At 33.9% G+C, this 14,437-nt stretch carries 14 protein-coding genes and 2 pseudogenes; 13 read left to right on the top strand and 3 right to left on the bottom strand.

All coding sequences use genetic code 11. From position 1 onward, the window contains the following. Window positions 1-110: 110 nt before the first annotated feature. From IGL98_RS09760 to IGL98_RS09745, 4 genes and pseudogenes are all read left to right on the top strand, one after another. Window positions 111-434, top strand: a complete 324-nt coding sequence (locus tag IGL98_RS09760) for a PadR family transcriptional regulator (protein ID WP_206846828.1) — start codon at window positions 111-113, stop codon at window positions 432-434. Further along, window positions 421-1,140, top strand: a pseudogene (locus IGL98_RS09755) (DUF2812 domain-containing protein). Before IGL98_RS09760 ends, IGL98_RS09755 begins: the two are co-directional and overlap by 14 nt. 86 nt (window positions 1,141-1,226) lie before the next feature. Beyond that, the gene (locus tag IGL98_RS09750; protein WP_206846833.1) at window positions 1,227-2,126 is read left to right on the top strand and encodes an ABC transporter ATP-binding protein; all 900 of its coding nucleotides are present in this window, start codon (window positions 1,227-1,229) and stop codon (window positions 2,124-2,126) included. Continuing rightward, entirely contained in the window at window positions 2,119-3,387 is a 1,269-nt protein-coding gene (locus tag IGL98_RS09745; RefSeq protein WP_206846835.1) for an ABC transporter permease, read from the top strand. Before IGL98_RS09750 ends, IGL98_RS09745 begins: the two co-directional genes overlap by 8 nt. A 23-nt stretch (window positions 3,388-3,410) precedes the next feature. Here the strand turns inward: IGL98_RS09745 and IGL98_RS09740 are convergent, their stop codons facing one another. Beyond that, window positions 3,411-4,412, bottom strand: coding sequence for a LacI family DNA-binding transcriptional regulator (locus IGL98_RS09740; RefSeq protein ID WP_206846837.1), 1,002 nt, complete (start codon window positions 4,410-4,412; stop codon window positions 3,411-3,413). A 164-nt stretch (window positions 4,413-4,576) separates the two neighbouring features. Between IGL98_RS09740 and IGL98_RS09735 the strand changes: the two genes are divergently transcribed. After that, window positions 4,577-5,971 (top strand): 6-phospho-beta-glucosidase, encoded by a 1,395-nt coding sequence (locus tag IGL98_RS09735; protein WP_206846838.1) that lies wholly within the window; start codon window positions 4,577-4,579, stop codon window positions 5,969-5,971. A gap of 85 nt (window positions 5,972-6,056) precedes the next feature. On the opposite strand, the gene IGL98_RS09730 is transcribed toward IGL98_RS09735, so the two are convergent. After that, complete coding sequence (locus tag IGL98_RS09730; RefSeq protein WP_206911335.1) at window positions 6,057-7,529, bottom strand: helix-turn-helix domain-containing protein; 1,473 nt, start codon at window positions 7,527-7,529, stop codon at window positions 6,057-6,059. A 372-nt stretch (window positions 7,530-7,901) separates the two neighbouring features. Here IGL98_RS09730 and IGL98_RS09725 point away from each other — a divergent pair, with 372 nt between their 5' ends. From IGL98_RS09725 to IGL98_RS09690, 8 genes and pseudogenes are all read left to right on the top strand, one after another. After that, window positions 7,902-8,300: an LPXTG cell wall anchor domain-containing protein gene (locus IGL98_RS09725; protein WP_206911334.1), complete on the top strand. Its 399-nt coding sequence runs from the start codon at window positions 7,902-7,904 to the stop codon at window positions 8,298-8,300. Between the two features lie 178 nt (window positions 8,301-8,478). After that, on the top strand, window positions 8,479-9,207 hold the full coding sequence (locus tag IGL98_RS09720) for a WxL domain-containing protein (protein ID WP_206911333.1): 729 nt from the start codon (window positions 8,479-8,481) through the stop codon (window positions 9,205-9,207). 20 nt (window positions 9,208-9,227) lie between these two features. Beyond that, window positions 9,228-10,043, top strand: coding sequence for a WxL domain-containing protein (locus tag IGL98_RS09715; RefSeq protein ID WP_206911332.1), 816 nt, complete (start codon window positions 9,228-9,230; stop codon window positions 10,041-10,043). A gap of 44 nt (window positions 10,044-10,087) precedes the next feature. Beyond that, window positions 10,088-10,858, top strand: a pseudogene (locus tag IGL98_RS09710) (WxL domain-containing protein). A gap of 60 nt (window positions 10,859-10,918) precedes the next feature. Then, the gene (locus IGL98_RS09705) at window positions 10,919-12,031 is read left to right on the top strand and encodes a DUF916 and DUF3324 domain-containing protein (RefSeq protein ID WP_206911331.1); all 1,113 of its coding nucleotides are present in this window, start codon (window positions 10,919-10,921) and stop codon (window positions 12,029-12,031) included. A 55-nt stretch (window positions 12,032-12,086) separates the two neighbouring features. After that, the gene (locus IGL98_RS09700) at window positions 12,087-12,437 is read left to right on the top strand and encodes a hypothetical protein (RefSeq protein WP_339099584.1); all 351 of its coding nucleotides are present in this window, start codon (window positions 12,087-12,089) and stop codon (window positions 12,435-12,437) included. A 70-nt stretch (window positions 12,438-12,507) separates the two neighbouring features. After that, complete coding sequence (locus IGL98_RS09695; protein ID WP_206912045.1) at window positions 12,508-13,467, top strand: IS30 family transposase; 960 nt, start codon at window positions 12,508-12,510, stop codon at window positions 13,465-13,467. A 23-nt stretch (window positions 13,468-13,490) separates the two neighbouring features. After that, window positions 13,491-13,847 (top strand): winged helix-turn-helix domain-containing protein, encoded by a 357-nt coding sequence (locus IGL98_RS09690; protein WP_339099585.1) that lies wholly within the window; start codon window positions 13,491-13,493, stop codon window positions 13,845-13,847. 72 nt (window positions 13,848-13,919) lie between these two features. On the opposite strand, the gene IGL98_RS09685 is transcribed toward IGL98_RS09690, so the two are convergent. Next, window positions 13,920-14,348: a hypothetical protein gene (locus tag IGL98_RS09685; RefSeq protein WP_206845101.1), complete on the bottom strand. Its 429-nt coding sequence runs from the start codon at window positions 14,346-14,348 to the stop codon at window positions 13,920-13,922. Window positions 14,349-14,437 lie beyond the last annotated feature (89 nt).

Genomic DNA, 14,437 nt, shown 5'->3' with positions numbered 1-14,437 from the left:
TAAGGAAAAAATCGGTTTAGAAATTTTAAAAGTATTTGACATAGTGAATAATTCACGATACTATATCGTTAGGTGATATATCATCTAACGATATAAAGGGGCAAGATATCATGGAAGATACACTGACGGATTCCACGTATTTGATTCTGTTAGCTTTACTAGAACCGCAACATGGCTATGCCATTATGAAAGAAGTGAATGTTTTAACAAATGGACAGGTAGATATTGGTCCAGCTAGCATGTACACAATTTTGAAAAAGTTACAAAAAACCGAATTGATTACGCTAGAGGAAAGTAATGAACGGAAGAAAACGTATTTAATTACGGATAAAGGGCTTGATATCTTAAAGTTGGATATTGAGCGCCGGAAACTTCTTTATCAAGCTGGAAACCGTCTGTTAGCTGAAAAAGGGAGAAAAAATGAGGATGTTTAAAGGGAAAAAATACATTTTTTCTAAAGGGATTGCTTTTTATCCTGAGAAGGAAATGCAAATTTTGAAAAGACAAGCAAGAAAAGGTTGGCACTTTAAAAAAATGAATGAATTAGGTTTTCTTGTATTTGAAAAGGGTTCACCAGAAGAAAAAGAGTTTTCAGTGGATTTTTTTGATGGTTCATAAGATGAATTGTCCGAATATTTGATAATCTATGAGCAAGCTGGTTGGGAAAATATCGGAAATTATAAAGAAAAATATTATTATTTTAAAGCTGATTGCGATACACCAACGATTTATTCAGATTCTGAAAGTTATTGGATTCGTATGAAAAAGGAATGGATATGGCTATTCGTTCGTACACTTATATATTTACCGTTTGGTATCAGTATATTTATGCTAGTACTCTTAACCAAAGAAACTAAAAATAATATTTTATCGAATGTGGTAGTCAGGGGGATTTTGCTATCTTTGGGGATGTTATTTACTATTTTACCACTCGGAATAGCGTTCACTATTGTTTTCTCATTGGTCATTTATAGAGATCGCTCAAAATATTATAATCATCCAGAACGTTTTGCCAAACGACAAAAAGTTTTTAGAGACTCCATCTTATTAGCGATTCTGGGTGCTGGTGTAGGTATACTGTTCAGCGTTTTATTAAAGAATTTTTTTTTAAAAATACAGATACATGGTAAAATTTATTAAGCGTCAAAAAATACGTGACCAATAAAATGGGAAATTTACTTTTAGAAACAAAGAGTCGATTTAATTTGAATATAGGAGGATGGAAAATGTTAGAAGTAAAGAATTTGGTTAAAACATTTGGGGATTATACAGCTGTAGACAACATGTCTTTTGAAATCCCTGACGGGAAAATACTTGGCCTGATCGGTCAAAACGGTGCTGGCAAGACCACGACTTTCCGCTTGATTTTAGATTTTTTAACTCAAGATAGCGGAGTCGTACTTTGGAATGGGCATCAGTTAAGCGGGAAGGACTATAACGATATTGGTTACTTGCCAGAAGAACGCGGCTTATATCCAAAAGTTTCCATTCAAGAGCAATTGATTTATTTTGCTGAATTAAGAGGAAAAACTAAAAAAGAAATCGAACCTAAAATTGACGAATGGATGGAAAAATTCAAAGTCAAAGGGAAAAAAACAGATAAAGTAAAATCACTTTCAAAAGGAAATCAACAAAAAGTTCAACTGATTGCAACACTGATCCATGAACCAAAATTGGTGATTTTAGATGAACCGTTTAGTGGATTAGACCCTGTTAATGCCGAGCTTTTAAAAGATGGAATCATCGCATTGAAAGAAAAAGGATCTTGTGTAATTTTCTCTAGTCATAATATGGATAATGTCGAAAAAATCTGTGATCATCTTGTAATGTTAAGAAGTGGTAAGATGGTCCTTAATGGAAAAGTTCACGAAATCCGTGAGAGTTTCGGACGTACAAAAGTGTTTTTAGAATCACCCTTAAATCCTGAGAAAGTCTTAGCAATCGATGGGGTAAAATCAGCAATTAAACGTGGGGACGGTGTCGTTGAAGTAACTTTGAATGATCCAAAAGCAGGGCAAGAAATCTTTGCACGCGCTACACAATTTGGCTATATTCCGATGTTCAATCAGCAACCGCCGACCTTAGAAGAAATATTTAAGATGAAAGCAGGTGAACCAAATGAGTAAATTTTGGATTATAGCAAGTGATGTCTATAAAAAGAATGTTAAGTCAGCTTCCTTTGTTATTATGATCCTTGTACCATTTATTGTTATGGGAATCATTTACATCGCAGGTTCACTGGCAGGCGGTTTTTCTGAGGAGACAAAAGTTGGGCTTGTTTCAGATAATCAAGCATTGGCAGAACAATTAGCTCAAGCAAAAACAGATGACTATACGTTTAAAGTGATCAAGTCACAAAAAGATGCTGAAAAACAATTGCAAGCAAATGACCTGGATGCTTTTCTCGTTTTAGAAACTAAAACAGAACAAATTCAAGGGAAATTATATGCAGAATCTTCTTTAGGCACTACGACAGAATTAATGATGGGCCAAATGCTTAACGGACTTCAATCATCATTGAATGCAAGCAAATTAAATTTAACCACAGAACAATTAACAAGTTTAAGCCAACCAGCAAATTTTGAAAAGACTAAAGTCAGCTTTGATGACAATGGAAAAATGACGACAGGTCAAGATAATACAGCGATCCAGTCAGCGATGTCATTTGTGATAACCATCATTCTTTGGGTAATTATCATCACGTACGCATCGATTATTGCACAAGAAATCGCTTCTGAAAAAGGAACACGGATCATGGAAGTTATTTTATCCAGTACCAAAGCTCAAACCCATTTTTACGGGAAATTAACTGGAGTCATTATGGTCGCACTGACTCAAATCGTGATCTATGCTGCCGCAATTGGAATCGGTTATACACAATTAAAAGACATGGAGATTGTGAAAGGTTTCTTAGAAGGACTTTCTTTTACTAATATTTTTGGTAGTTTCCTATTCTTCACGTTAGCATTCTTTGTGCTAGGAGTGTTGGTCTATTCAGTATTAGCAGCATTATGCGGATCGTTGGTATCAAAACCAGAGGATACGGCAAAAGCTGTTCAACCGATTATCTATATCGCAATGATTGGCTATTTTATTGGAATTTCATTAGGAACAACGGACCCACAGAATATTGTGATTAAAGTATCTTCTTATATTCCATTGATTTCATCCTTCATCATGCCAATTCGTTTAGCAAGTGAAACGGTAACTACGGCAGGTGCTATGATTTCTGTTTTGATTCTTGTTGTTTTCGGCGTATTATTAACAATGTTTTCAGCGAAACTTTACAAATCTAATGTATTGGTTTATAGCGAAGGCGGCGTATTTAAATCATTGAAACAATCGATCTCAATATTAAAAAATGAACGTAAAAAAGTAACTAAATAAGCAAGAAAAAAGTACTGAAGCGTTTAATCTTCAGTACTCTTTTTTTGTTCTCTCAAAGGAACAGTCATTCTTTCAATCAAGCCAACACTCATTTCTTGTTCTGGAATGGTTTCTTTATTGAGCTGGTTATGAATATAAATAAAGGAATTTTCTGCTTGTAGTTTGATCGAATAGTCCACAGTCGTAATGTGCATCAATCGACTGATTTCACTATTATCAAAGCCAATAACCGCTACATCTTCTGGAATAGAGTAACCTAAAGTTTGAAGCTCCGATATAAAACCTGCGGCAACTGAATCAGTATAAAACGCCATTGCATCCGTTTTATTTATCATTTTATGCCATAATTGAGCAATACGACGCCCATTGTCAATTCTATTTTCATCACGGAAAATCCATTCATCTTTGCTTGAGATATTTTTTTCGTTATGGAAATCATCAATTGCTCTTAAACGTGCTTTCGTATTCAGATTTTCAGAATGGCCCAAAACATGTCCAATCGAACGATAGCCACGTTGAAAAAGATAATCTAATGAGCGTAAATAACCTGAATAATGATCAATATAAGAAGAGTAGATTCGCTCAGAATCAATACGATGCCAGGTCGCGATCGGACCGTAGAGACTATAAGGTTCGATTATTTCCCATTTATTGGCTCGAGTCAAAATAAAAACACCATCTAGCTGTTTATACTTCATTTGGTTTAAGGCATCGATTTCTTTCTTTTTATCTCCATCAGTAAAATAAAGAGTTACATAATAATTATAGGATTTCGCAATAGAAATAAAACTTTCCAGAAAAATACCTAACGGATCGATAAAACCTTGTGCAAGAAATCCAATCGTTTTGGTTTCACCACTTTGGAGATTACGAGCGATCAAATTAGGAGAATACGATAACGCTTCCATTGCTTCTAATACTTTTTTTCGACTTTCTTGACTAACATAACCATTTCCAGAAATGACTCTAGAAACAGTTGATTTTGAGACTTGTGCTTTTTTTGCTACATCAATAATCGTTGTCATTACAACACCTCACTAATTGAATGAATAGAAAGAGAACTTCACTTTTTAAGTATAACATAAAATAATTAAAAAAAGACCTTGACATGGGAACATTCCCACACATTATGATTACAATGTAAACGATGTCAGAACATTTTCTGAACAAAAAATCAGGAGGGAAACACATGACAAGAGAAGCATTGAAAATCGCAACAATTGGTGGAGGATCAAGTTATACACCAGAATTGATCGAGGGATATATTAAAAGAAAAGATGAACTACCAATCAAAGAAATTTGGTTAGTTGATATTGAAGCAGGCAAAGAAAAATTAGAAACTGTTGGGGCAATGGCAAAACGCATGGTCAAAGCAGCTGGACTAGATTGGGAAGTACATTTAACATTAGATCGTCGTGCGGCTCTAAAAGACGCTGATTTTGTATCAACACAATTTCGTGTAGGGCTTCTTGATGCACGTATCAAAGATGAGCGCATTCCATTATCGCATGGTGTTTTAGGACAAGAAACAAATGGAGCTGGAGGGATGTTTAAAGCATTCCGTACGATTCCGGTAATTCTTGGAATTATTGAGGACATGAAAGAACTATGTCCCGATGCATGGCTTGTTAACTTTACCAATCCTGCAGGAATGGTGACAGAAGCAGCCATAAAACATGGTGGATGGAAGAAAACTGCAGGTTTGTGTAATGTGCCGATCGGGCACAGAAAACAAGCTGCTGAAAAACTAGGAATTCCTGAAGATGATTTATTCTTCAAATTTGCTGGAATCAATCACTTCCATTGGCACCGCGTTTGGGATAAACAAGGAAATGAGCGGACGCAAGAATTGATTGACTTGATTTATGGACCACAAGAAGATTCTGAAAGTCATTTAAAAAATATCCACAACGCATCATTCCATTATGAGCAAATTAAAGACCTAGGCATGTTGCCATGTGGTTATCATCGTTATTATTATATCGAAGATGAAATGCTGAAACATTCGATCGAAGAGTTTGAAAAAGGTGAAACAAGAGCCCAAGTGGTAAAAGAAACTGAGGCTCGTCTATTTGAACTTTACAAGGATCCAAACTTAGATTACAAACCAAAAGAACTAGAACAACGTGGCGGCACACACTACAGTGATGCAGCATGTGAATTGATTGCCTCAATTCATAATGATAAACGTACAGACATGGTTGTCTCAACAGAAAACAATGGAACAATCACTGATTTACCGTATGATTGCGTTGTTGAAGTTTCAGGTCCTGTAACTGCACATGGACATGAACCCTACAATTGGGGAGCATTCCCGCCAGCAGCTCGTGGTATTATTCAAGTCATGAAAGGGATGGAAGAAACTGTTATTCGTGCTGCTATTGATGGAGATTATGGAGCAGCGTTACATGCGTTCACAATCAATCCATTAGTTCCAGGAGGAGTAATGGCTAAAACCTTATTGGATGAACTATTGATTGCCCATAAAGATCATCTACCAAACTTTTCTGAAGCTATTACTAAGATTGAGACAGAACAACCTGATACAGTAGCTTATGTTACTGAATTGATGAAAAGCAATTAAAAGCTATAGATAAAAGAACAAGAGCAAACAAATTAGTTTGCTCTTGTTCTTTTTTATTTTTCTAAAAGTAATCTCCCGCTGCAAATTAATTACTGTTTAATAAAAACTTTTGAATAACAATGATTAATTCAAGCCACATCCGCTCTTCCAAAAAACTGTTGACAAAGAAAAAAGTTTGTCCATCTCTTTTTTTGTGAAATTCAAAATTATCTACAATGGCAATATCAGCTTCATCTATTTGATTTGTAAAATTGATTGATTCAGAATTGAAAAAGGTTAAAAGCCTATTCTTTATAAAAATAGTACCATAATTATTACTAGTGTACTGTATATAAATAGAGACTTTGGGGATTAAAAACATATCGGTAAAAATTGTCAGCAACATACAAATTCCAAAATTAAAGGCGGGATCTATTGTAAATTCAGGATGATTTTTTCTGAATTTCTTATAAAAACGATAATTTTTTGGATGTCTTTTTAAATATTTTTTTAGAAACTGGGTATTGTCTTGTTGGCTGATCATTGCTTGTCTGAAAAAGTACATTGGATTGATTTCAAAAAAAGTAGAATGAACGATCCCAATAAGAACATAATAAAAAATGCTGGCTTTTTGTGTAGGAGTCATAGTCGTAGATGGGTAAAAATTTCTTTCATATTCGTTAACTAACAATTCACTTGAGAAAACTAAAGAGGAGGATCTTGGAAAAAGGTTGAAAAGGCTGATTTTTTCTTCTGAAGAATCAATATCTGAGATGAAACTTCGAAGCATCAAATTAAAAAATAAGTGCTCTTCTTCTGAGAGAAAGTATCGCTTAACTAATATTGAAATTTCAGTAGTAATTTCTAAAGGTTTTAGTATATTTTTTATTTCCATAGGTAGCTGCACGGGGTATTTATATTGTCTCATAATAGTGATGCCGAGCATTAATTTGATACGTTTAATGACAGAAGATGAATAACGTCTCTCCAAACTATCTATTATATCTGGGCAGGTAAAAACACAGCTAAGTTCTGATTCAAAAGGAATAATGATCCCTCGATAAGCATTCCAATAAAAATAAAAACAAAACATTCTAAAATGTTTTTCTTCACCGCATAAATTTTCATTTGAATGAAAAACTACTTTTATATGAAAGCTTTTTAGTTGCTCGTTAAAAACATTTATTTGTTTATATAGATACGGAATGCTTACAAATAAATCATCGGCTAGTTCATCAGCAGTTAAGTAACTTTTACTTAAAATGCTGGAAATAATTTTAAACTGTAACGATTCATTCAAGTAATGAAGTCTTAAATGAACGACTAGATAGTCAATTTTAAATTCAGAGTGATTATTTACTTGAAATCCTCCAGTGCTTTTTTCGAAAACAATCATTTTTAAATCATCGTTTTTTTGAATATCAGCTTCCAACTCATTAAAATAAAGCTTTAAAGTACTTAAAGAAATATCTAAATAATCTTGGAGGTAAGTGAAAGAAACTTTTCCACCATCTTTAAAGATCAGTTCTTTAAAAAGTTCTAATTTTTTCTTGTTTTTATCATTTAAAAAAAATTCCATTCATGTACATCCTTTATTTAGTAGTTTTCCGTGGAATTATAGAGTAGAAAAAAAACAAAGTCAATGAAGCGAGAGTATGAATCATTATTATTTGTTTTATATTTGTTATATTAAATCTTTTTTTCTCTTAAAAATAGGCATATAGTTGTATTTTTATGTTATTTTATCTAAAAAAGAACTGAAATGTGTTCAGTTTTGGATTTTCAAAAAAAATCTTTATGTTTTATGATAATAAAGTAACACGAAAGAAAAAATAATTTAATTGGATCTTATGGAAATTTATTTTACATATTTAAATAATATTTGTTAAATGCACGAAAAATATTATTTTAAAATAAAAAAAGGAGAACAGGGAATAAAAAGGAGGGGACTATGAAACACAAAATCTTTATTTTCTTTGGTATAGCTTTTGTTGTTTTATCTTTGATTCAATTTTCTGAAGAGGTTAAAGCTGTCAACTACGATACTGAAATTGGTTTAACCTTTAATAATGATGTAGCATCTGGCAATACTCAAAGTACAAGTATGACTTCTGATAATACAACAAATACATCGTCTGAAAGTAGTACAAGTATATCGAACGTTAAGACACAATACCCAGAAACAAAGAGTGAGAAACCAGTAAAATCCAGCAGTAGCAGTTTCTTGCCAAAGGCTGGCTCTACCAATAATAATGTGTATTTACTATTAGGTTTTTTTATTTTGATTGCCGGGTTCGTGTTACTCAGTTTTAAAATCTATACTGCATTAAAAAGACAAGAAGATAAATGAAAAATTGCTCAGTTTTAGGACTTCTTCGCGAGTCTGATAAATTAGGTAAGAACTTAGTTTAGCTGAGACATAGAAATGAATCTGAATGTTTTACCAGGAAGTGCCCGTTAAGATAAAGAATACTCTATCTTGATAATGTGGGTGATTGAGAATGGATCATAGTTAAAGGGGAGTGGAAATGAAGAAAAACCTAAGAAAGTTTATTGTTTTTATGTCACTCCTGCTAGGAGGAACTAGTATTGAGATGAAGGAAGTTTTTGCAGATGTAACGACAGGAAATAAATCAGAAGCAGAAATTTCCTATACAGAAAATACTGATATTACATCTCCAATAGATCCGAATAATCCTGGGGAGACAACAGAGATTATTTCACCAATACCTGTTCAACCGGGAACATCAGGTCCGCTGAGTGTTGATTTTGCACCTCATGTTATTTTTGGGGAACATGATGGATCACAGAAAAATGATATTTATTATGCGAAATTAACGAGGGTGAAAAAAAACGATTCTGAAGAGATGGTGCCAAATTTCCTTCAATTAACAGACAATCGAGGCAAAAATTCTGGATGGCGTTTGACGATCAAACAAAACGGACAGCTTAAAAATGGTACACACTCATTAAAAGGTGCCGAGATATCGTTAAACAATCTTACACTATTTTCTCCAGATAACGGAGGTAGTCCAATCGCTACAAGAAGTGTACGTCTTGATCCAGAAGGTGGAGAGCCAACGGAAATCGCTAGGTCTACAGAAAGAACTGGTAAAGGAACTTGGTTGGTAATGTTTGGAGAAAATGAAGAAGAAAGCAAAACAAGCATACAAGTCAGTGTTCCTGGGATAACTCCAAAGAAGAAAGGTAACTATACTACATCCTTGACTTGGGAGTTAATTGATACACCAATCTAAAAATTAAAAGGAGAAAAAACATGATATCAAAAAAGAACGCAATACTTACTGCTACGGGGTTATTAACAGGGGCAAGTTTTTTACTAGGGGCTCCAGCAACATTTACTGAAACAGTGGAGGATAGCAACGAAGAGAAATCTCAAGTGACGATTAAAGATCCAATAAAATCCGAAGCAGAAATTTCATTCGAACAAAATGACACGGAAATAACACCGCCAACTGGCCCCGGTGGTGAAGAAATTGAAAAACCAGGTGAGGGTGCTACTGGAATGGTCGGACCTTTGACGATTGATTATATTACAAAAATTAATTTCGGTCCGGTTAAGGTTTCAGGGAACAAAGCAACTTACTATGCAAAATTAGCAGAGATTAAACTAAAAGATATTTCTGTACCAAAAAAAGTACCAAACTATGTTCAAGTTACAGATAATCGCGGATCGAACGCTGGTTGGCAGTTACAACTTAAACAAGATTCTCAATTTCAAGCAAAAGATACCGATAATAAAGTTTCTGAGCTTACGGGTGCTGAATTAGCTTTTGATAATCCTACTTTAAAATCTGCGCAAAAGAGTAATGAGTTTGCTCCACTAGGTATCAAGCAAAAGCTTACTCCAGGTGCTGCGGCCGTGACAGTTGTGAATGCGACGATCGGGAAAGGTATGGGGACTTGGTACTACGCTTTAGGAGATACAGATGAGCAAGCAGCGAAAAGTGTTTCACTAACAATTCCTGGAGCTACCGCAAAATTAACGAATGTAGCTTATAAAACTGTACTAACCTGGACATTAGTCGATGGACCAGAAAAGTCTGATGTTAGTCTAGAGGAAGCACCATAAAGCTAGAAAATAACAGAGCAACAGAAAAAAGAAAGAGGAAAGTAATGATGAAAAAGACAACAACAATCACTTCTGCATTATTGTTGAGTACGTTTATTTTAGGGGGAGCTTCACCAGTTTTTGCTGATCAAATTGCAGCACCGACTACTGATGCAACTGTAAAATTTAAATCAGAATCGCAAGACGCTGATAACGGAGGGGATACAATCGATCCGACTAACCCTGGTGGTAATGGCATTAAACCAGATCCGGGTGAGGGCTCGACCGGAACTAAAGGACCGTTAAGGGTTGATTTTGCACCAAACTTTAAATTTGGTGCAGTTACAATGTCTGGTAATGCATCCGATTATCACCCACTATATCTGAAAGTCAATGTATTAGATGGAAATGGAAAATTGACTGATCCGCTTCAAAGTAAATATGTTCCTCATTATGTGTAAGTAACAGATAACCGTGGTACAAATGAAGGATGGCAGTTAACCGTTTCCGCTACTCCCTTTATGGGGACTAAGGTAGATACGAAAGCAGATTTAAAAGCTACGTTAACATTAGGAGAGTCAGAATTTTCTAGTCCTGTTAAACCTGTTGATGGTAAAGATTTTAAGCCTGAAACACTTAAGACAAATATAAAATTAACTTCAGAACCACAAACCCTAATCGAAGCAAAACCGGACCAAAGAAAGATCCTAATGAAGAATACAAATCAACCATTACTTGGACTCTTTCAACTACACCAACAACGCCTCCAGCGGACAATTAAAAAGATCAATTTAACTGGTCATTGCAGCAACAGAAATATTCTGTCGTTGCAATGACTCATTCGTACATAAGAAATAATGTAAATTCAAACATATGCAAGTTGGGAGAAATGAATAATGAATAAGCGCATAGTGACACTTTTAGTTTTGATTATAATGATAGGATTTATTCCGGTGAATGTTTCAGCTCAGGATGGAACTATGAATTTTTCTGTAACAGCAGTTATTCCTGAAAATCAAATAGACAAAACAAAAACTTATTTTGATTTGAAGATGAAACCTGGTCAAGTTCAAGAATTAGACGTTCTAATGAATAATCCTTTAGAAAAAGAAGTAACCGTAGAAAATCATGCTAATACAGCAATTACAAATGATAATGGAATCGTTGATTACAGTAATTCAGATCCTAAATTGGATGCAACCCTTAGAGCTCCTTTTTCCGTCATTAGTGAAGTAGAAAAAGAAACAACGATTCCAGCAAAAAGTTCAAAAACATTGAAAATAAAAGTGACAATGCCAGATGAGGAATTAGATGGTGTGATTTTGGGCGGACTTCATTTTACTGAAAAAGAAGATAAAGGGAAGGCAGATAAAGAAAACGCAGGAGTACAGATCAAAAATCGATTTGCTTTTGCGATAGGTGTGTTGATTAGACAAAATGACACTGTTATTAAGCCAGATTTAAAACTAGGGAAAATACAACCTTCACAGGTCAATTATAGAAATGTTTTAAAGACGAATATTCAAAATACAAAACCTGTAATCATTCAAGATATGGAGGTCGATGTTCGAGTAACTAAAAAAGGTAGCAAAGAGCCATTATTTGAACAGAAAAAAACAGGAGTCCGTATGGCACCTAATTCTAATTTTAACTTTGGAACAAGTTGGGAAAATCAGGAATTCAAAGCAGGAAAGTATACAATGCACATGAATGTTTCCAGTGAGTCAGAAGAATGGAAATGGTCTAAAGACTTTGAAATCAGTCAAAAAGACGCCAAAGAATTGAATGACAAAGCAGTTGAATTAAAAGTGGATTATACAAAATGGTACATTATAGGTGGTGCAGCAGGAGTCGTAGTATTGATGCTGATAACATTTGGATTGAGCCAGTATGTTAGCAAAAGAAGAAGACGTAAAAGAAAAAGATTAAAAGCCGAGGCAGCTAAAAGAAAAAGGAAAAAAAGTGACAAAAAACGAAAGACTAAAAACGTGAATAGAAATAAAAATTGATATATAAGAAAATTTATTGAACATTAACAAATTTAATATGTAGGAGAAATGTGATATGTACAACATTGGTTATTTTTCATTAAGAGCACCTCAAAATAATTATTATAAAACTTTGGATTCAGACCCACAATGCTCACTTAAATTAATCGAAGAATTTGACTTAAATGATATAGATGGATTAGACGTTCTTATAATAGAAGAAAGTACCGAATTAAATTTTACAAATATATGTGAATGGTTGTTAGAGATAAGAAAAGTTTCTGACATTTATATCCTTATTTTAGCAGATGAAGATCAAATGGTCTTTACTTCCCGAATGGTTTATTTAAAATTGGGAGCAGATGGTATCTTCACAGAAGAAGCAGATGAATTAGATTTGATCGCGCCGATAGTAAAATTAAGCTAGACAACTAAATAAGTCATTTGTGCTACACTCAAAATAGTTCCGACCAAAGAATTATAAGGAGTGAAGACAAATGACCTATACTCATCTTACATCAAATGAACTCGTGATGATAGAAGCTTATTTCAATATGAGCCAACCTGTTACGATGGTTTCTAAGACTTTAAATCGTTCTAGACAGACAATCTACAATGTTTACAACTTCCTAAAACAAGGAAAATCTATCTGTGACTATTACCAACAATATAAAGAAAATAAAACGCGTTGTGGTCGACAACCCATTAGTTTGCCTACAGAACAGCATGATTACCTTCAAACTATGGTGGCTCAAGGGTGGACACCTGATGTGATTATTGGTCGAGCTGAGTTTCCTATTTCATGCTCTGTTAGAACACTTTATCGTCAGTTTAAAGCAAATCAATTTGATTGCTCAAAACTACCAATGAAAGGGAAACGAAAGCCCAACGGGCATAAAGAACGTCGCGGAAAGCAAGCATTTAAACGCAATATTTCAGAACGATCCACTGACTACCCTGATTTCCAACAGGAATTTGGGCATTTAGAAGGGGACACAATTGTTGGCGTTTATCATAAAAGTGCCATCATCACTCTAGTTGAACGCCTTTCAAAAGTGATTATTACATTAAAACCAAATGGTCGGAAAGCATTGGATATTGAAAAAGCGACAACTGATTGGCTACAAAAGATTCCCAGAAATTTGTTCAAATCCGTGACCTTTGATTGTGGAAAAGAATTTTCAAATTGGAAAAACATGAGTAATGTCAATGATATTTCTATCTATTTTGCAGACCCTGGAACCCCCTCACAACGCGGATTAAATGAGCATTCGAATGGGTTATTACGTAAAGATGGGCTGCCTAAAACAATGGATTTTAATCAAGTTGACCAAGCTTTTGTTGCGGCTGTCGCCTCTAAAAGAAATCACATACCAAGGAAATCTTTAAATTATCGAACACCATTAGAAGTATTTTTGAGTTACATAAATGAAAGACAATTGTCTAGCTTAATTTGACAAATCAAATCGTAAAAAATATTTTGAAAAGAATAAAAAAAGAGATAAGTAAGAAAAAAAATACAGAATCTTCATTTGAAATAATACCAGAAAAATCATGTGTTTTAGTTAATAAAAAACAAGAAATTGATTTAACGAGACAAGAATTTTTGGTGTTGACAATTTTGTATGGAAAAAAAAACCAAACAGTAACCTATGAAGATATATACAAAGGAGTTTGGGCTAAAAGTACTGGTGAGGTTCAGAAAAATCGTGTGTGTAATCTAGTGTCTCACGTGAGAAAGAAATTTGCTGATTTAAAAAACTCACCAGTACAAGTCAAAACGATTCGTTCGATTGGTTATATTCTGGATACTTCATTTTCTAAAAAAGAAATCTAACACTCTGGGTTATTTAAAATGATGTGAAAAAAAGCCGTATAAATTCGCAATGAATTTATACAGCTTTTATAGTTAGGAAACCTCAAACCCAGAAATAGTATGTAATAATGGATCTATAGGTTCAATGTCAAAATTATATGAACGATAACGAAATAGATGATTTAAAAGGATAAAGGCAGAAATCTCAGTAAATAAAAATATTTTTAAAGAAGCAATGGAAAGACTAAGTAAAGAAATTGCTAAGAACAAAATAATAAACAATGAAAATAAGCGTTTGATTTGATGCGTATTTGAGATCACGATTTCTTTGGTTTGTGAAGTTATATTTATTTTTTGAGAAAAACGAAAAAGACCTTCTCTAAATTCAAGTGTATCACCGACGGCTACGTCTATTTCAGTTGTAATATTATTAAACAATTTTCCTTGTTTTACACCATTTTTATATATGATGAAATGACGAACGCATCCCCATGTTGTTTGTCTTTTTAAATTGATTTTCATCATAACCACCTCCTAATAATATTTTCACATAATTAGAAGATTAAAGAATCAAACAAAAGACTGATTTATTATAGATTTTTTATCCTTCT

The organism is Enterococcus sp. DIV0840 (assembly GCF_050527835.1).
Lineage (GTDB): Bacteria > Bacillota > Bacilli > Lactobacillales > Enterococcaceae > Enterococcus_L > Enterococcus_L ureasiticus.
This window is presented reverse-complemented; position numbering and strand designations above follow the sequence as displayed.